This is a genomic window from Tardiphaga sp., from assembly GCF_028290785.1.
GTDB lineage: Bacteria > Pseudomonadota > Alphaproteobacteria > Rhizobiales > Xanthobacteraceae > Tardiphaga.
In genome coordinates, this window is the sequence record NZ_JAQGJD010000238.1 from 1 (window position 1) to 16,535 (window position 16,535).

The following is a 16,535-nucleotide window of genomic DNA, read 5'->3' on the forward strand; positions in this document are numbered from 1 at the left end:
ATGCCGCGCGTCGCAGCGCTGCTCGACGTGATGCAGGTCTCGGAAATCACCAAGGTGATCTCGCCCGACACCTTTGAGCGCCCGATCTATGCCGGCAACGCGATCCAGACCGTGAAGTCCAAGGACGCCAAAAAGGTCATCACCGTACGCACTTCGACCTTTGCCGCAGCCGCGGGCGAAGGCGGCAGCGCGTCGGTGGAGACCGCTGCGGCGGCCGCCGACCCGGCGCTGTCGAGCTTTGTCGGCGAGGAGGTCGCCAAGAGCGACCGTCCGGAACTGACCTCGGCGAAGATCATCGTCTCCGGTGGCCGCGCCATGCAGAGCCGCGAGAACTTCGCCAAATATATCGAGCCGCTGGCGGACAAGCTCGGCGCCGGCGTCGGGGCTTCGCGCGCCGCGGTGGATGCCGGCTACGCCCCGAACGACTGGCAGGTCGGCCAGACCGGCAAGGTGGTGGCCCCGGAGCTGTACATCGCGATCGGCATTTCAGGTGCCATTCAGCATCTCGCCGGCATGAAGGACTCCAAGGTGATCGTCGCCATCAACAAGGATGAAGACGCGCCGATCTTCCAGGTCGCCGATTACGGCCTGGTGGCGGATCTTTACCAGGCGGTCCCGGAACTGACCGAAGCGCTCGGCAAGTAACGCCGAAAGGCGCGACGCTAAGGTTGATTCGAAACGCCGGCCGGTATCAACGGACTTCGGCCGGTGTTTATGCAATAACAGGGGGCGGTCGCGACGTGGGCGGCCGGTCACCCCGATGAGATGACAAGATGGCGGACATGATCAAAAAGGTCGGCGTGATCGGCTCGGGCCAGATGGGCAACGGCATCGCCCATGTTGCGGCCCTCGGCGGCTTCGACGTGGTGCTTAACGACCTTTCGGCCGAGCGCCTGAAGTCGGCGATGGCCACCATCAACGGCAATCTGTCGCGGCAAGTCTCCAAGAAGATCATCACCGATGACGCCCGCAAGGCGGCCCTTGAGCGGATCGTATCGTCGGATTCCATGGACGGCCTGGCCGACTGCGATCTCGTCATTGAGACCGCCGTCGAGAAGGAAGAGGTCAAGCGCAAGATTTTCCACGATCTCTGCGCCGTGCTGAAGCCGGAAGCCATTGTCGCCTCCAACACCTCGTCGATCTCCATCACGCGCCTTGCGGCCTCCACCGACCGCCCGGAAAAGTTCATCGGTATTCACTTCATGAATCCGGTGCCGCTGATGGAACTGGTCGAGCTCATCCGCGGCATCGCCACCGATGACGCTACCTTCGATGCTTCGAAGGAGTTCGTCAGCAAGCTTGGCAAGCAGATCGCCGTCTCCGAGGATTTCCCCGCCTTCATCGTCAACCGCATCCTGCTGCCGATGATCAACGAGGCGATCTACACGCTGTATGAAGGCGTCGGCAATGTCGAAGCCATCGATGCCGCCATGAAGCTCGGCGCGCACCATCCGATGGGCCCGCTCGAACTGGCCGATTTCATCGGCCTCGATACCTGCCTGTCGATCATGCAGGTGCTGCACGAAGGCCTCGCCGACTCCAAGTACCGGCCGTGCCCGCTGCTGGTGAAGTACGTCGAAGCCGGCTGGCTCGGCCGCAAGACGCAGCGCGGGTTTTACGACTATCGCGGCGAGAAGCCGGTCCCGACCCGCTGATCTCGTCGCCCGGATAAGTCATCGCGCCGCGCAGCGGCGAGATGACGCCATCCGGGGACGGCGCTTCAACGGACAGGCCGGCCCCGGATGTCGCTCCGCTCATCCGGGCTACGCCGATGCCTTCGTCAGACAACCATCCGCAGCAGCTGCGTCACCGCCGGCACCAGGCTGACGATCGTGGCAACGGCGATGCCGAGCCCGAGCAGATGCGCCGCCAGCACGATGTGCATCGTCATCCCCGCACGTACTGCGCTTCGCCCATGCCGAACGACCAGTTCTCCGGCAGGACCTCGACAAGATTGATGAAGATGTCCTCGGGCCGCAGGCCGGGGGTTTCGGTCAGCCGTTCGACGATCCGTCGGTACAGCGCCTGCTTCTTCTCCAGCGGGCGGGTGTTGCTGACGGTGAGCTGGATGATCACCAGGTCGTCGCTGCGCTGGATCCCGAGATAGTCCGGACCGTAGATGAAATTCTCGCCGTCATGCTCGGTCACGGTGATGAAGCGGTCGCCCTCGGGCACGTCAAAAGTTTCGCGCAGTGCGAGGTAGATGTTTTCGCCGATCGCCTGGCGGTAGGCGGCGGGCTTGCCGCGTCGGAGTGAAATCTGAGCCAGCGGCATTGTCGTCTCCTGTGAAAGTATGGACGCCAAAGACATAGCGCCGGGTTGATCATTGGAAAACGGTATGAAATAATATTTCAATGATGCTGAATTTAAATGGCTGGCTATGAAAACCTTGGATGTTGAGGCCGTGCAGGCATTTGTGCTGGTGGCCGATCTGGCCAGCTTCACCCGCGCCGCCGAGGCAATGGGCAGCACCCAGTCGGCGGTCAGCCTGAAGATCAAGCGGCTGGAGAGCGGGCTCGGCCGGCGGCTGTTCGAGCGCACGCCGCGCTTGGTGCGGCTGTCGGCGGAGGGCATCGCGTTTCTGGCTTCGGCGCGCAACCTGGTCGCGGCCCATCAAATGGCGATCGGCGCCTTTGCCGTGGAGCGCCGCCGCCTCGTGGTAGGGATGAGCCATCACCTCGGCGGCCCCGATCTGGCGCAGGTGTTGAGGCGCATGAATGCCTCCGACCCAGGCCTGGTGATCGAGCTGCGTATCGACACCTCGCGGGTCATGCTGGAGGCGTTCGATAATGGTGCGCTGGATGCCGCCATCGTGCTGCGCGGCGAGGCTCGCCGCGGCGATGGCGAGCTTCTGCTCAACGAGGGTTTTGGCTGGATGGCCGCGCCGGATTTCAGCCATCCGCCCGGCGAGCCGCTGCGGCTGGCCACCCAGGCCCAACCCTGCATCGTGCGGACCATGGCCATAGGCGCGCTCGATGCCGCCGGTATCCCGTGGACCGAGGTGTTCGTCGGTGGCGGCGTGGCGACTATCGGTGCGGCGATTTCCGCCGGTCTGGCGGTGGCCGCGCTGGCGCGCCGCGTCGCGCCGGCGGACTGCGTCGATCTCGGACCGCGGCTCGGCCTGCCCAAATTGCCCGGCTGCGAGGTGATGCTGTACTCGAATCTCACCGACGCCCGGGCCCGCGGTGCGCTGCGCACCCTCGGCGCCGCATTTCGGGCCAATGCGGGGTAATGGACGCGTCGCAGAAACATTCGTTAACGGTTGGCCGGCTATACCGTCCGCAGTACGGAGTATGCGTTTATGGATATGAGCCTGGTTAGCAGCGCCCTCGCCATGCAGGCGGCGGGAACGCAGGGGCAGATCGCCACCACGATCCTGAAATCGAACGCCGATGCGGAGAAATCCGCAGTACTCACGCTGCTCGGCGCCGCCCAGCAGTCGTCGCAGGCCAATCTGGCCGCCGGCGTCGGTGGCCAGGTGGATATCGCCGCTTAATCCCCAATTCGCGGGCCTCTTGTCCCGGATGCATTGCAGTGCGCCCCGCTTGGGGCGCGGTGCATTGCTGATCCGGGACCGTACCAATCTCCAGAGCCCGCGACGATCCCGGCTCTGCGGAGCGGCATGAAGAATGCCGCACCGCGTCCGGGACAGGTGGTTCCTAGAGCCCCGCCGCGGTCGGCTTCACCGCCGCCTTGATCAGCTTGACCGCGTCGTCGCTGGCCCACTCTGCGGGACCGGCGATAGTGGCGATCTCGCAGCCCTTGCCATCCACCAGCACCGAGGTCGGCATGCCCAGTGCGCGGCCGATGCCCTTGAGATCCTGGAACACCTTGGCATTGGCGTCGGTGAAATAGGCCAGCTTGCTCAGATTGCCGTCCCTCAGGAACGCCTTCGGCTTCTGCGGGTCGCGGGTGTCGATATTGATCGCCACCACCTCGAAATCTGCACCGCCGAGCTGGCCCTGCAGCGCGTCCAGCGCCGGCATTTCCTTGCGGCACGGCACGCACCAGGTCGCCCACAGATTCACCAGTACCGTCTTGCCGCGCCAGTCCGACAGCCTTTTGGGCTGGCCGTCGGCATCGAGAAACGCCAGGTCCGGCAGTTTAAGCGGCGCCGTCGCCATGGTCAGCGCCGCCACCTCGCCATGGGCCAGCGGGGAGAGCTTCTTTGATAGCGCCACCGCCGGCCTGCAGTCCGGATCGCCGGACGTGGTGCGGGTGTCGCTGAACCTCGAGACCGCCGCGTAGCCGATCACGGCGCCGACCAGCACCGAGCCCAGCACGATCAGCTTGCGGCGCATCGGTCGAGGGGCGGGCAGGGAAGGCGGCACGTCGGGCATATCGTTTGGCATCCAGTGTCAGTTGCGGCTATGGAGGGGCTTATACGGAGAGTCAACATTGCCCGGTAGGGCAGCGATGCCTCGCCCGATCAATTTGAAGATCAGCGGCAAGTCGGGAAGACAATCATGGCAGGTACGAGCAACAAGATGTGGGGCGGCCTGTTCGGCGAGAACCCCGACGCAATCATGGAGGAAATCAACGTCTCCATCGACGTCGATCGCGCCCTCTACGCGCAGGACATTGCCGCCTCCAAGGCCCACGCCGCCATGCTTGCCGCGCAGGGCATTATCACCGCAAAAGATGCGAAAAATATCGCCGGCGGTCTAGACACGATCCTGTCAGAGATCACCAAGGGCAAGTTCACGTTCAAGCGTGCGCTCGAGGACATTCACATGAATGTCGAGAGCCGGCTCGGCGAGCTGATTGGCCCGGCTTCGGGCCGGCTGCACACCGCGCGCTCGCGCAACGACCAGGTCGCCACCGACTTCCGCCTGTTCGTTCGCGACACCCTGGATGCCCTGGATGACGCCTTCGCCGCGTTCCAGCGTGCGCTGGTCGACCGCGCGCTGGAGCACGCCGGCACCGTGATGCCCGGCTTCACCCATCTGCAGACCGCGCAGCCCGTCACCTTCGGCCATCATTTGATGGCCTATGTGGAGATGGCTGCGCGCGACCGCGGCCGCTTCGCCGATGCCCGCAAGCGCCTCAACGAGAGCCCGCTTGGCGCCGCCGCGCTGGCCGGCACGTCGTTCCCGATCGACCGTCACGCCACCGCCAAGGCGCTCGACTTCGACCGCCCCATGAACAATTCGCTCGACGCGGTGTCGGACCGCGACTTCGTGCTGGAGACGCTGTCGGCCGCCTCGATCGCCGCGGTGCATCTGTCGCGCTTCGCCGAGGAAATCGTGATCTGGACCTCGCCGCTGGTCGGCCTCGTCAGGCTCTCCGACAAATTCACCACCGGCTCCTCGATCATGCCGCAGAAGCGCAATCCCGACGCCGCCGAGCTGGTGCGCGCCAAGACCGGCCGCGTCATCGGCGCGCTGACCGGCTTGCTGATCGTGATGAAGGGCCTGCCGCTGGCCTATCAAAAGGACATGCAGGAGGACAAGCAGGGCGCCATGGAGGCGTTTTCCGCGCTGTCGCTGGCAGTCCGCGCCATGACCGGCATGGTCCGCGACCTCGTGCCGGACGAAGCCCGGATGCACGCCGCCGCCGGCGAGGGCTACGCTACCGCCACCGACCTGGCCGACTGGCTGGTGCGGACGCTGAAAATGCCGTTTCGCGATGCCCACCATGTCACCGGCAAAATCGTCGGCCTTGCCACCAAGGCCGGCGTGCCGCTGCACGAACTGCCGCTCAAGGAGATGCAGGCGGTCGAGCCGAAGATTACGGCGGCGGTGATGGCCGTGCTGTCGGTGGAATCCTCGGTGAAAAGCCGCGTCAGTTATGGCGGCACCGCGCCGAAGAACGTCACGGCGCAAGCCAAGGCCTGGCTCAAGCGACTGGAAAAAGAGCAGAAATCGGGCTGAGCGGGGAGAGGGAAGCACGCCGCTCTCGCGCCTTAAATGGATCGGACGCTAGGCCTCGCCAGCACGGGGCAATCTTTGTATGGTGCGGCTGAATTTGGGGAAATTGCCGTGAATCGTTCGATCCGCCCTGCGTCTTCGCGATGGGCTTTTGTTGTTCTGACCGTTTCCGCGCTGGCGCTGGCCGGCTGCGGCCGCAAGGGTGGCCTTGACCTGCCGCCGCAATCCTCGGCACAGCCGCTGGCATCGTCGGCCGCAGCGGCGCCGACCGAGGAATCGCAGTCGGCCGCCAACAAGGGCTCATCGCTGTTCGCGCCGTCGTCCGGCGTCGATGACGCTCCGCCGGCCGCCACGAAGGGCCGCAAGAAACCGTTCCTTCTCGACCCGCTGCTGGACTGAGCTGCCATGCGCCATTTTGAATATCGCAACGGCGTGCTCCACGCCGAGGGCGTGAGTATTGCTGCCATGGCGGAAGCCGTGGGTACGCCGTTCTATTGCTATTCGACCGCCACGCTGGAGCGGCATTATCGCGTTTTCAGCGAGGCCTTTGCCGACGTGAAGTCGCTCGTCTGCTACGCCATGAAGGCCAATTCCAACCAGTCGGTATTGCGCACGCTGGCAAAGCTTGGCGCCGGCGCCGATGTGGTTTCCGGCGGCGAGCTGAAGCGGGCGCTGGCCGCCGGCATTCCGCCCGGCAAAATCCTGTTCTCCGGCGTCGGCAAGACCGCGGCCGAGTTGCGCGCCGCGCTCGCCGAAGACATCTTGTGCATCAACGTCGAGTCCGAGCCGGAACTCGAATTGCTCTCGGCACTCGCCACCGAGATGGGCCGCGTCGCGCGTATCTCGATCCGGGTCAATCCGGACGTCGATTCCGGCGGCCACGCCAAGATCACCACCGGCAAGTCCGAGAACAAGTTCGGCATCCCGCTGTCCAGCGCGCGCGCGGTCTATGCCCGCGCGGCGAAGTTGCCCGGCATCCAGGTCACCGGCGTCGATATGCATATCGGCAGCCAGATCGTCGATCTTGCGCCGATGGAGGCTGCGTTCCGGTTGCTGTCGGATTTCGTCACCGTGCTGCGCAGCGACGGCCATACCATCCAGCACGTCGACTTCGGCGGCGGGCTCGGCATTCCCTATTACGAGGACCGCGCGGTGCCGCCGGAGCCCGCGGCCTACGCCGCCATGGTCAAGCGCGTCACCCATAATCTCGGCTGCACGCTGATGTTCGAGCCCGGCCGCATGATCGTCGGCAATGCCGGGATTCTTGTCGCTCGCGTGATCTATGTGAAGCACGGCGACGGCAAGAATTTCGTCATCATTGACGCCGCCATGAACGACCTGATCCGGCCGACCTTGTACGAGGCCTATCACGAGATATTGCCGGTGGCGGCGCCGGTGCCCGGCGCGCCGACCATCATCGCCGACGTGGTCGGCCCGGTCTGCGAGACCGGCGATTACCTGGCGCTGGATCGCAACCTGCCGCTGCCGAAGCCTGGCGACCTGATCGCCGTGATGACCGCCGGCGCCTACGGCGCGGTGCAGGCGGGGACCTACAACACCCGCGCGCTGGTCCCGGAAGTTCTGGTCAACGGCGACCAATACGCCGTGGTGCGCCCGCGCGTGGAGGTCGAAGACCTGATCGCCATGGATACGACTGCGCCGTGGTTGTGAGCTTTTCACCTCTCCCCGCTCTTTGCGGGGAGAGGTCGGAATGCGCGCTTAGCGCCCATTCCGGGTGAGGGGCGGGGCACACGGCTCAATTCAATTTTGTCATTTGTTCGCAATATCCCTCACCCCAGCTCTCTCCCCGCAAGCGCGGGGCGAGGGAGCTCACCGGTGGTGCTCAATCACCTTTGCGATCCCCTCACGCCTTCGTGACCCTATCCGCGCCGAATCGACTTAGGCTCGCGGATTGCATGGGAAGCTGCAGTCGCCCTGCCACGCCTCAATGCCGCCGCCGTGCTAGTGTGCTGTGCCATAACCTCGGAGATCGTCGTTGAGCGCCACGCCCCCCGAACGACCAGAGTCCGACGCTGACGCACCCGTGCAGCTTCAGCTGACCCAGGCGCTGGAGCGCGCCCGGATCGCGATTGCCTGGGAGCGGTCCTGGCCGTATCTCGGCCGCCTGCTCAGCGTCGTCGGCCTGTTCCTCGTCGCCTCCTGGGTAGGCTTGTGGCTGGCGCTGCCATCGATCGCCCGCGCCATCGGCCTTGCGCTGTTCGCGCTCGCTGCGCTGGCGGCGCTGTTTCCCCTGATCAAGTTCCGCTGGCCGTCACGCGAAGACGGTCTGGCTCGCCTCGACCGCGGTAGTGGCATCAGGCATCGCCCGGCCACTGCGCTCACCGATACGCTATCGACGCAGGATCCGATGGCCCGTGCGCTGTGGCTGGTGCAGCGCGAGCGTACCCTGAGCTCGCTGAACAAGATTCGCGCCGGCCTGCCGTCGCCGCGCCTTGCCATCCACGATCCCTGGGCGCTGCGCGCGCTGGTGGTGGTGTTGCTGTTCGCGACCTGGATCGCCGCCGGTGGCGAACGTGGCACGCGCATCATGGCGGCATTCAACTGGAACGGCGTGCTGGCGCCGGCCAATGTCCGCGTCGATGCCTGGGTCACCCCGCCGCTCTATACCGGCAAGCCGCCGATCATCCTGTCCGCCGCCAACAAGGACGCCGCCGACGCGGCGGTGCTGCCGGTGCCGGCCGGCAGCACGCTGATCGTGCGCTCCAGCGGCGGCGCGCTCGACGTCGTGCTGACCGGCGGCGTCAGCGAAGTCGCGCCTGCGGCGGAAGCGCCGAAGGGCACCAGCGAGAAGCATTTCGCGATTGCCGCCGACGGCACCGCCCATGTTCGCGCGCCCTCCGGCCAGCCGCTATGGAAGTTCACCGCCACCGCCGACCGCGCGCCGACCATCTCGCTGGCCAAGGATCCGGAGCGCCAGGCGCGAGGCTCGCTGCAGATGTCCTACAAGCTCGAGGACGACTACGGCGTCACCGAAGCCCATGCCCAATTCGCCGCGCGCGCCTCGGACGCCAAAGGCGCAAAGCCGCGGCCGCTGTTCGATGCGCCTTCCTTCTCGCTGGTGCTGCCCAATGCGCGCACCCGCAACGGCGTCGGCCAGACCGTCAAGGATCTCAGCGAGGATCCCTATGCCGGCGCCGAGGTCACGCTGACGCTGACCGCCAAGGACGAGGCCGGCAACGAGGGCAAGAGCGAGCCGTTCAATACAAGGCTGCCGGAGCGGCTGTTCACCAAGCCGCTGCCGCGTGCGCTGATCGAGCAGCGTCGCATTCTGGCGCTCGACGCCAACCAGAACGGCCAGGTCGCGCTGGCGCTGGACGCGCTGATGATCGCGCCGGAAGCGTTCACGCCGGAAGCAGGGCAATATCTCGGCCTGCGCAGCGTCTCCAGCCAGCTCGACCGCGCCCGCACCGATGCGGCGTTGCGCGAGGTGGTGGCCTCGCTGTGGTCGCTCGCCGTCACCATCGAGGATGGCGACATCACCGATGTCGACAAGGCGCTGAAGGCGGCGCAGGACGCGCTGAAGCAGGCGCTGGAGCGCGGTGCCAGCGACGAGGAAATCAAGAAGCTCACCGAGAACCTGCGCGCCGCTCTGGACAATTTCCTGAAGCAGCTTGCCGAAAAGATGAAGCAGAATCCGCAGCAGCTGGCGCGTCCGCTCGACAAGAACACCAAGGTGATGCGGCAGCAGGATCTCAACAACATGATCGAGCGCATGGAGCGGCTGTCGCGCTCCGGCGACAAGGACGCCGCCAAGCAACTGCTTGAGCAGATGCAGCAGATGCTGGAAAACCTGCAGATGGCGCAACCCGGCCAGCAGGGCGACGGCGAGATGGAGCAGGCGCTGAACGAGCTCGGCGACATGATCCGCAAGCAGCAGCAATTGCGCGACAAGACCTTCAAGCAGGGTCAGGAGTCGCGCCGCGACCGCTCGCGCAACGGCAAGCCGGAGCAGGGCATGGGCGATCTGCAGCAGGACCAGCAAGGCCTGCGCGACCGGCTGAAGAAATTGCAGGACCAGCTCGCCAAGCAGGGCATGGGCCAGGGGCAAAAAGGCCAGAAGGGTCAAAAAGGCGAGAAGGGCCAAGGCGGCCAGGGTGAGCAGGGCCAGCAGGGCGACCCCGGCGATGGGGACGGTGACGGCGATGGTCTCGGCGACGCCGATTCCGCCATGGGCGATGCCGGCGGCCGGCTCGGCGAAGGCAACGCCGACGGCGCGGTGGATTCCCAGGGCAAGGCGCTGGATGCGCTGCGCAAGGGCGCGCAGTCGCTGGCGCAGGCGATGCAGCAGGGCGAGGGCGAAGGCCAGAGCGATGGCCCCGGCAACAACCCGGGCCGCCAGCAGAGCGGCGGCCGCGAGAGCGATCCGTTGGGACGCCCGCTGCACGGTCGCGAACTCGGCGACGACCTCACGGTGAAGATCCCCGGCGAGATCGACGTGCAGCGCGTCCGCCGCATCCTCGAAGAACTCCGTCGCCGCCTCGGCGACACCACGCGCCCGCAACTCGAACTCGATTACATCGAGCGGCTGCTGAAGGACTATTGATTCAGCCGCAGCCGTCATTGCGAGGAGCGAAGCGACGCGGCAATCCAGAAGGCCACAAGCGAAGACTGGATTGCTTCGTCGCAAGGGCTCCTCGCAATGACGGCGGAGTGGCCGTGGCCCCGTAACGGCGGCTGCGACGCGCGTTATTCCCTTGTCCGCGACGCCAGCGCATCCGCCACGGCGGTGCGGATGTCGGCCACCGAGAACGGCTTGGTCACGACATCATGCACGATCGCGTTCAATCCCGAGGCGCGTTCGCGCTGGTCGGCGAAGCCGGTCATCAGCAGAATCGTGAGGTCGGGGAAATCGCGCGCGGCGGCCAGCGCCAGCGCAATGCCGTCCATGATCGGCATCTTGATGTCGGTGAGCAGCAGGTCGAACGCGCCGTCCTGGTCGGTCAGGATCTCCAGCGCCTCGGCGCCGTCTTCGGCGGTGACGATCTCATGGCCGTCCAGCGCGATGGCGCGGGCCACCAGCACGCGCATGGATTCCTCGTCGTCGGCAATCAGGATACGCGGCATGACAACTCCATCGAACTCAGGTCGCCAGTTAGTTAGGCTGCCAAATTAGCTGGCAAGGTCGCGCTTGTTGAAGAAGCGCACGTCGAGGCTACGGCCTTCCGCGGGCGGCGAAGCCAGCCGTGAACGAAACCAGGCCTTGTCGCCGGGATTGAGGCCCTGCTGTTCCAGAACCGCGCTCCAGGCGTAAATCTCGGTGCCCTGGGCGTCGCGAACGATAAAACGCAGCCGCGGCAGCGCCACCGGGATGCTGCGGCTCTCGCCGACGATATGGCCTTCGATCACCAGCACCGGCTTGTCGTCCACGGTCTCGGTCGAGACCTTGACGTCCTTGAACGCCAGCCCGCGCAAATTCACATTCAGTCCGACCATCTGGTAGAAGGTCGCGGTCTGCGGCAGCAGCTTGACCACATCGACGCGCCAGATCATCAGCGCCAGCGTCAGCGCGGCCATGCCGGCGCAGGCGAATGAAAGGTTGAGGCGCGGCAGATAGGGAACGCGCAACGAAATCTTCGGCGCGAAGCGGCGCAGGGCGGCCAGTCGAGAAGCGCGCGCGAAACGGGGCCCCGCGACATCGTCGTCGCGCGCCATCGTGGTCCAGTCGGACTCGTCCTTGGGCTCGGCCGGCCAGTCCGCGGAAATCGAGGGGCTGTCGATCACGGGAACGCCGGGTTCCGCGGCGGCCTCGGGTTCGTCTTCGGTAAGCCCCCAGGCGCTCATGTCCTCGTCGGGATCCGGCTCGGCCATGGCCGGGACGCGGACTTCGGCGCGGGCGAGATCCTCCGGCCGCGCCAGCCAGACCTCCTTGCAGCGGGAACAGCGGACGGTGCGCCCGGTGTCGCCAAAGGTGGCCGGATTGACGGCATAGGATGTCGTACAATGGGGGCAAACGATATGCATGGAGCGGGTCGCCGATGACATGGCCGCAGGCTACAAGATGACCGTTAACGAATCGGAAACCATAACGGCCACACAAGCAATAAGCGGTTATTCGATCGGCGGTCATGGGACCGTCTTGTCTCTCATCGAACGGAGCTGAATGTGGTCCGGTTCGAAAATGTCGGTTTGCGCTACGGGCTTGGCCCGGAGATTCTGCGCGACCTCAATTTCGAGATCCCCGCGCACTCGTTCCAGTTCCTGACCGGCCCGTCCGGCGCCGGCAAGACCTCGTTGCTGCGGCTGCTGTTCCTGTCGATGCGGCCGACCCGCGGCCTGGTCAACCTGTTCGGCAACGACATCTCGCTGCTCGGCAAGGACGAGATCGCCGACCTGCGCAAGCGGATCGGCATCGTGCTGCAGGATTTCCGCCTGCTCGACCATATGACCACCTACGAGAACGTGGCGCTGCCGTTCCGGGTGATGGGCCGCGACGAATCCACCTATCGCCGCGAGGTCATCGACCTCCTGAAATGGGTCGGACTCGGCGAGCGCATGGATGCGTTGCCGCCGATCCTGTCCGGCGGCGAGAAGCAGCGCGCCGCGATCGCGCGCGCGGTGATAGCCCGGCCGCTGCTGCTACTGGCCGACGAGCCGACCGGCAACGTCGATCCGACTTTGGGCCGCCGGCTGCTGCGGCTGTTCATCGAGCTTAACAAGTCCGGCACCGCGGTGATCATCGCGACCCATGATATTACATTGATGGACCAATACGATGCACGCCGCATGGTGCTGCATCAGGGACGGTTGCACATCTATGAGTAGATCCGGCGACGAGCATGGCGCGCTGATGGACCTCGGGCATGACACCCCGCAGGTTCCGGCGAAGGCGCGCAACACCTCGCCGATCGTGCCACGCGGCTCCATTGCCGGCCGCGCGCTAGTGGCCGTGGTCGCCATCATGACGTTCCTCGCTTCGATTACCACCGGTGCGGTACTGCTGATCTCGGCCTCGGCATCGGAATGGCAGTCCGAAGTCGCCAGCGAGATCACCATCCAGGTCAAGCCGATGGGCGGGCGCGACCTCGAACGCGATACGCTCGCGGTGGCTGATGCAGTGCGCGCGCAGCCGGGCATCGTCGAAGTGCGGCCCTATACCAAAGCGGAATCCGCCAGCCTGCTGGAGCCCTGGCTCGGCACCGGCCTGTCGCTCGACGACCTGCCGGTACCGCGCGTCATCATCGCCCGCGTCTCGCCGGGCACCGCGCTCGACATTGCCGGCCTGCGCAACCGCGTCACCCAGGCGGTGCCCAATTCCAGTGTTGACGATCACCGCGCCTGGATCGAGCGGATGCGCTCGATGACCTCGGCTACCGTGCTGGCCGGTCTTGGCATTTTGGCGCTTGTGATCATCGCTACCATCATCTCGGTATCCTTCGCCACCCGTGGCGCGATGGCGGCGAACCGCCCGATCGTCGAGGTGCTGCACTTCGTCGGCGCCGGCGACCGCTTCATCGCCAACCGTTTCTTCCGGCACTTTTTGCGGCTCGGCTTGCAGGGCGGCGTGATCGGCGGCGGCGCTGCCATGCTAGCGTTCGGCTTCTCGGAATCCGTCGCGAGCTGGTTTTCCGGGACCCCGGTGGGCGATCAGTTTGCGGCCTTGCTGGGGACGTTCTCGCTGCGGCCGTCGGGCTATTTCGCACTTGCGGTGCAGGCCGCGTTGATTGCGGGAATCACCGCCTGGGCGTCGCGGCGCACGCTGTTTTCGACACTGAACGACATCGACTGATGCGCAGGGCGTGGTCCGCAATGCTCACGCCCTGAACCGGAATGGCGCTAGCATCGCCAACCGTGCGGAAATAACTAGGCTTGCAACCAGACTGGTTAACGAGACTTAGAACCAAACTTGGCTGCAGAGGATGACGCGCCATTACGATGACCTTGCCGCTCGACCAGGATCCGCTCGATGACGCCGTGGCCCCGCCGTCGCCGCCGCGCCGCCGCGTGGTGCGAGCGGCCATCGTGGTGGCTTTTGCGCTCGGTTTCCTGTTTGGCGCCATCGGCTTCGTCGGCTTCCTGTCACAGCTGCGTAGTGGCGAGCTGAAGCCCACCCGCAATGCCGACGGAATCGTGGTGCTGACCGGCGGCTCGTCCCGCGTCGCGGACGCGATGGAGTTGCTCGCCGGCGGCTACGGCAAGCGGCTGCTGATTTCCGGCGTGCATCCCACCAACGGCGTCAGCGAGATTTCCCGTACCCTGCCGGACAGCGAGCGGTTGCTGACCTGCTGCGTCGATCTGGATCGCTCCGCGGTCAATACCCGCAGCAACGCGGTGGAGACCAAGCGCTGGGCGCATGAGCGCGGCTTCCGTTCGCTGATCGTGGTGACCTCGAATTACCACATGCCGCGCGCCATCGTCGAACTGTCGCACGAGATGCCGGACATCGAGCTGATCCCGTTCTCGGTCATCGGCGACAAATGGCGCGACGAACCGTGGTGGTTCAGTGGCCCGACGCTGCGGTTACTGCTATCGGAATATGCCAAATATCTCGCCGCGGAAGTGCGGGTGCGGCTGGCGGAGGTCGGCCTCGACCTGGTGCCGGAAGCCAGCGCCCCGCCTGCCGACGCGCCGCGCAAGCCGGCAACGGCTTCTGCCAACTGATCGGAATGTCATGGTCTCGATTTTTGTGCGTTCGTTGATTTACAACGTGCTGTTCTATGTCGTGCTGGTGTTCTGGATACTGGTGGCGATCCCGACCTTCGTGCTGCCGCCGCGCGCCTTCATGGCCGTCGCAAAAGCCTGGGCGCGTAGCAGCGTCTGGCTGATGCGGGTGGTGTGCAATACCCGGACGGACTATCGCGGCCTCGAAAAGATTCCCGCCGGGCCGCTGATCGTCGCGTCCAAACATCAGTCGACGTGGGAGACCTTTGCGCTGATGCAATTCTTCGATGCGCCGCTGTTCATCTACAAGCGCGAGCTGGCCTGGATCCCGTTCTTCGGCTGGTACCTGCAGAAGTCGAAGATGATCGGCGTCGATCGCGACGGCGGGCTGCGTTCGCTGATGGACATGGCGCGCCGCGCGCCGAAGGAAATCCGCAGCGGCCGGCAGTTGATCATCTTTCCCGAGGGCACCCGCACACCGGTCGAGGCGCCGCCGGACTACAAGACCGGCGTCGGCCAGATCTACGTCAATTCGGGCGTGCCGTGCCTGCCGGTGGCGCTGAATTCCGGCCTGTTCTGGCCGCGCCGCACGTTCCTGCGCTATCCCGGCACCCTGGTGGTAGAATTCCTTGATCCGTTGCCGCCGGGGCTTTCGCGAAAAGAGTTCATTGCCGCGATTAGCACTTCGATCGAGGAAGCCACCGACCGCATCGTGGCGGCAGCCCGCGTCGAGCAGGCGCAACTGTTCGGCCGGGTGCCGAACCAGGCGGCGAAAGACGGATAGTGTTTTGCGACATCCTCTCCACGAGTCGTCCCCGCGGTCGCGGGGACGACGGGCGGAGAGGCCCGGCAGCCTCACTCCTCCTGCTCACCCCTGCAGCATCAGCGCGAGCCGATGCAGTTGCGCGTCGCGAAATCCCTCCGCCTCGATCGCCTTTACCGTCGATAGCACGTAGTCGCGGTTGGCGCCGGAGCGGCCGTGGCCCTGCTTCACGAAATGTAGCTGCTCGGTGAGGCTCAGCCGCCCGGCATATTGCACATGGCCGCGGTCGACCACATAGGCCAGTGCGCTGACGCGGTCCCGCGCGGCATTTTCGAGCCACACCGAACGCATCACCTCGTGATAGACGCCGGTGGTCTGCTCGCGTTCGCGCAAATAGGCGATGGTTTTCGCCCGCTGCTTCGCCGCGACCCGGAAGGCGATGCCGCGGCAGGCGCCGCCGCGATCGAGGCCGAGCACCAGGCCGGGCTTTTCCGGGGTGCCGCGGTGGTCGAAGGAATAGACGCACAAAGCCCGGTGCTCGCCGATCAGCCGCGCCGGCACCTGCTCGACAAAGTCGAAGCCGGGCCGCCACATCAGTGAGCCGTAGCCGAACACCCAGAGGTCGCTGTCGGAGTCCGATTCGGGGGTGGAGATCGTTGCCATGACGCCGAACTAGCAGATACTGCGGCGGCACGCGACGCGGGCCGGCGCAACTCGGGCCTGCACGGGCCGGATAATGCCCGCACCATCGCTGATTTGACAAAATCATAGGCTCTACGTCCCGCCATGTCCGATTTTGCCCTGCCGACCCGGCGCCGCCTGTGGCCCGTTTTCATCATGCCCGTCCTCGTCGTCGTCCTGGCGGCGGCATGGACCGGCTTCTGGTTCTACGCCGCGTCCAAGGTCGATGAGGAAGTCGATGTCTGGCGCGCCCGCGAGGCTGCGGCCGGGCGAATCTACGATTGCAACAACCGCTCGGTGGCGGGTTTCCCGTTCCGGCTCGAGGTCCGCTGCAGCGGCGTCAGCGTGGCGCTGCTGTCGCAGACCGCGGGCCAGGCCGCGACGCAGGCGCCGCTCACCGCCAAACTCGCCGAAATTCTGGTGGTCGCCCAGATCTACACGCCGAAGCAGCTGATCGCCGAGTTCAAGGCGCCGGCGATCCTGTCGGATCGCGGCCAGCCGGCCATGGTGGTGAACTGGTCGACCGCGCGCAGCAGCATCATCGGATTGCCGGGTACGCCGGAGAGCGCCGACATCGTGTTCGACGACGCCTCGGTGGACCG

At 65.7% G+C, this 16,535-nt stretch carries 18 protein-coding genes; 13 read left to right on the top strand and 5 right to left on the bottom strand.

Going from position 1 to position 16,535, the window contains the following annotated elements; translation table 11 throughout:
* Together JWR89_RS14760 and JWR89_RS14765 are read left to right on the top strand one after the other, a co-directional pair.
* The coding region (locus JWR89_RS14760) for an FAD-binding protein (protein ID WP_299717413.1) at window positions 1–645 on the top strand (645 nt) is incomplete at its 5' end.
* 128 nt (window positions 646–773) lie between these two features.
* Window positions 774–1,655, top strand: coding sequence for a 3-hydroxybutyryl-CoA dehydrogenase (locus JWR89_RS14765; protein ID WP_299717414.1), 882 nt, complete (start codon window positions 774–776; stop codon window positions 1,653–1,655).
* 232 nt (window positions 1,656–1,887) lie between these two features.
* Here JWR89_RS14765 and JWR89_RS14770 read toward each other — a convergent pair whose 3' ends face one another.
* Window positions 1,888–2,274, bottom strand: coding sequence for a tautomerase family protein (locus JWR89_RS14770; RefSeq protein WP_299717415.1), 387 nt, complete (start codon window positions 2,272–2,274; stop codon window positions 1,888–1,890).
* Window positions 2,275–2,380: 106 nt separating this feature from the next.
* Between JWR89_RS14770 and JWR89_RS14775 the strand changes: the two genes are divergently transcribed.
* Window positions 2,381–3,232, top strand: coding sequence for a LysR family transcriptional regulator (locus JWR89_RS14775; protein WP_299717416.1), 852 nt, complete (start codon window positions 2,381–2,383; stop codon window positions 3,230–3,232).
* Window positions 3,233–3,301: 69 nt separating this feature from the next.
* Entirely contained in the window at window positions 3,302–3,496 is a 195-nt protein-coding gene (locus JWR89_RS14780; RefSeq protein WP_299717417.1) for a hypothetical protein, read from the top strand.
* Between the two features lie 163 nt (window positions 3,497–3,659).
* Here JWR89_RS14780 and JWR89_RS14785 read toward each other — a convergent pair whose 3' ends face one another.
* Window positions 3,660–4,340, bottom strand: a complete 681-nt coding sequence (locus JWR89_RS14785; RefSeq protein ID WP_299717431.1) for a TlpA disulfide reductase family protein — start codon at window positions 4,338–4,340, stop codon at window positions 3,660–3,662.
* Between the two features lie 126 nt (window positions 4,341–4,466).
* Between JWR89_RS14785 and argH the strand changes: the two genes are divergently transcribed.
* The 4 genes from argH to JWR89_RS14805 all read left to right on the top strand — a co-directional run bounded on the left by argH (window position 4,467) and on the right by JWR89_RS14805 (window position 10,434).
* Window positions 4,467–5,873 (top strand): argininosuccinate lyase, encoded by a 1,407-nt coding sequence (gene argH, locus JWR89_RS14790; protein WP_299717418.1) that lies wholly within the window; start codon window positions 4,467–4,469, stop codon window positions 5,871–5,873.
* A 108-nt stretch (window positions 5,874–5,981) separates the two neighbouring features.
* Window positions 5,982–6,269: a lipoprotein gene (locus JWR89_RS14795; protein ID WP_299717419.1), complete on the top strand. Its 288-nt coding sequence runs from the start codon at window positions 5,982–5,984 to the stop codon at window positions 6,267–6,269.
* A gap of 6 nt (window positions 6,270–6,275) precedes the next feature.
* The gene (gene lysA, locus JWR89_RS14800; protein WP_299717420.1) at window positions 6,276–7,541 is read left to right on the top strand and encodes a diaminopimelate decarboxylase; all 1,266 of its coding nucleotides are present in this window, start codon (window positions 6,276–6,278) and stop codon (window positions 7,539–7,541) included.
* Between the two features lie 373 nt (window positions 7,542–7,914).
* The gene (locus JWR89_RS14805) at window positions 7,915–10,434 is read left to right on the top strand and encodes a TIGR02302 family protein (RefSeq protein WP_299717422.1); all 2,520 of its coding nucleotides are present in this window, start codon (window positions 7,915–7,917) and stop codon (window positions 10,432–10,434) included.
* Between the two features lie 143 nt (window positions 10,435–10,577).
* Here the strand turns inward: JWR89_RS14805 and JWR89_RS14810 are convergent, their stop codons facing one another.
* The gene (locus JWR89_RS14810; protein ID WP_299717423.1) at window positions 10,578–10,955 is read right to left on the bottom strand and encodes a response regulator; all 378 of its coding nucleotides are present in this window, start codon (window positions 10,953–10,955) and stop codon (window positions 10,578–10,580) included.
* 45 nt (window positions 10,956–11,000) lie between these two features.
* Complete coding sequence (locus tag JWR89_RS14815) at window positions 11,001–11,852, bottom strand: MJ0042-type zinc finger domain-containing protein (protein ID WP_299717424.1); 852 nt, start codon at window positions 11,850–11,852, stop codon at window positions 11,001–11,003.
* Between the two features lie 141 nt (window positions 11,853–11,993).
* Between JWR89_RS14815 and ftsE the strand changes: the two genes are divergently transcribed.
* The 4 genes from ftsE to JWR89_RS14835 all read left to right on the top strand — a co-directional run bounded on the left by ftsE (window position 11,994) and on the right by JWR89_RS14835 (window position 15,273).
* On the top strand, window positions 11,994–12,653 hold the full coding sequence (gene ftsE / locus JWR89_RS14820; RefSeq protein ID WP_299717425.1) for a cell division ATP-binding protein FtsE: 660 nt from the start codon (window positions 11,994–11,996) through the stop codon (window positions 12,651–12,653).
* Window positions 12,646–13,617: an ABC transporter permease gene (locus JWR89_RS14825; protein ID WP_299717426.1), complete on the top strand. Its 972-nt coding sequence runs from the start codon at window positions 12,646–12,648 to the stop codon at window positions 13,615–13,617. The genes ftsE and JWR89_RS14825 overlap by 8 nt, the downstream gene beginning before the upstream one ends.
* A gap of 146 nt (window positions 13,618–13,763) precedes the next feature.
* Complete coding sequence (locus JWR89_RS14830; RefSeq protein WP_299717427.1) at window positions 13,764–14,489, top strand: YdcF family protein; 726 nt, start codon at window positions 13,764–13,766, stop codon at window positions 14,487–14,489.
* A gap of 10 nt (window positions 14,490–14,499) precedes the next feature.
* Entirely contained in the window at window positions 14,500–15,273 is a 774-nt protein-coding gene (locus JWR89_RS14835) for a lysophospholipid acyltransferase family protein (RefSeq protein WP_299717428.1), read from the top strand.
* A gap of 84 nt (window positions 15,274–15,357) precedes the next feature.
* Here JWR89_RS14835 and JWR89_RS14840 read toward each other — a convergent pair whose 3' ends face one another.
* On the bottom strand, window positions 15,358–15,915 hold the full coding sequence (locus tag JWR89_RS14840; protein ID WP_299717429.1) for a gamma-glutamylcyclotransferase: 558 nt from the start codon (window positions 15,913–15,915) through the stop codon (window positions 15,358–15,360).
* A 123-nt stretch (window positions 15,916–16,038) separates the two neighbouring features.
* Here JWR89_RS14840 and JWR89_RS14845 point away from each other — a divergent pair.
* Window positions 16,039–16,535 (top strand): DUF2125 domain-containing protein (locus JWR89_RS14845; RefSeq protein ID WP_299717430.1); only part of this gene is annotated, 497 nt, incomplete at its 3' end.

What these genes read in the sequence shown, in the direction of transcription:
- JWR89_RS14765 (WP_299717414.1), top strand. Translation starts at nt 774, where the DNA reads ATGGCGGACATGATCAAAAAGGTCGGCGTGATCGGCTCGGGCCAGATG.
- JWR89_RS14770 (WP_299717415.1), bottom strand. Translation starts at nt 2,274, where the DNA reads ATGCCGCTGGCTCAGATTTCACTCCGACGCGGCAAGCCCGCCGCCTAC.
- JWR89_RS14775 (WP_299717416.1), top strand. Translation starts at nt 2,381, where the DNA reads ATGAAAACCTTGGATGTTGAGGCCGTGCAGGCATTTGTGCTGGTGGCC.
- JWR89_RS14780 (WP_299717417.1), top strand. Translation starts at nt 3,302, where the DNA reads ATGGATATGAGCCTGGTTAGCAGCGCCCTCGCCATGCAGGCGGCGGGA.
- JWR89_RS14785 (WP_299717431.1), bottom strand. Translation starts at nt 4,340, where the DNA reads ATGCCCGACGTGCCGCCTTCCCTGCCCGCCCCTCGACCGATGCGCCGC.
- argH (WP_299717418.1), top strand. Translation starts at nt 4,467, where the DNA reads ATGGCAGGTACGAGCAACAAGATGTGGGGCGGCCTGTTCGGCGAGAAC.
- lysA (WP_299717420.1), top strand. Translation starts at nt 6,276, where the DNA reads ATGCGCCATTTTGAATATCGCAACGGCGTGCTCCACGCCGAGGGCGTG.
- JWR89_RS14810 (WP_299717423.1), bottom strand. Translation starts at nt 10,955, where the DNA reads ATGCCGCGTATCCTGATTGCCGACGACGAGGAATCCATGCGCGTGCTG.
- JWR89_RS14815 (WP_299717424.1), bottom strand. Translation starts at nt 11,852, where the DNA reads ATGCATATCGTTTGCCCCCATTGTACGACATCCTATGCCGTCAATCCG.
- JWR89_RS14825 (WP_299717426.1), top strand. Translation starts at nt 12,646, where the DNA reads ATGAGTAGATCCGGCGACGAGCATGGCGCGCTGATGGACCTCGGGCAT.
- JWR89_RS14830 (WP_299717427.1), top strand. Translation starts at nt 13,764, where the DNA reads ATGACCTTGCCGCTCGACCAGGATCCGCTCGATGACGCCGTGGCCCCG.
- JWR89_RS14835 (WP_299717428.1), top strand. Translation starts at nt 14,500, where the DNA reads ATGGTCTCGATTTTTGTGCGTTCGTTGATTTACAACGTGCTGTTCTAT.
- JWR89_RS14840 (WP_299717429.1), bottom strand. Translation starts at nt 15,915, where the DNA reads ATGGCAACGATCTCCACCCCCGAATCGGACTCCGACAGCGACCTCTGG.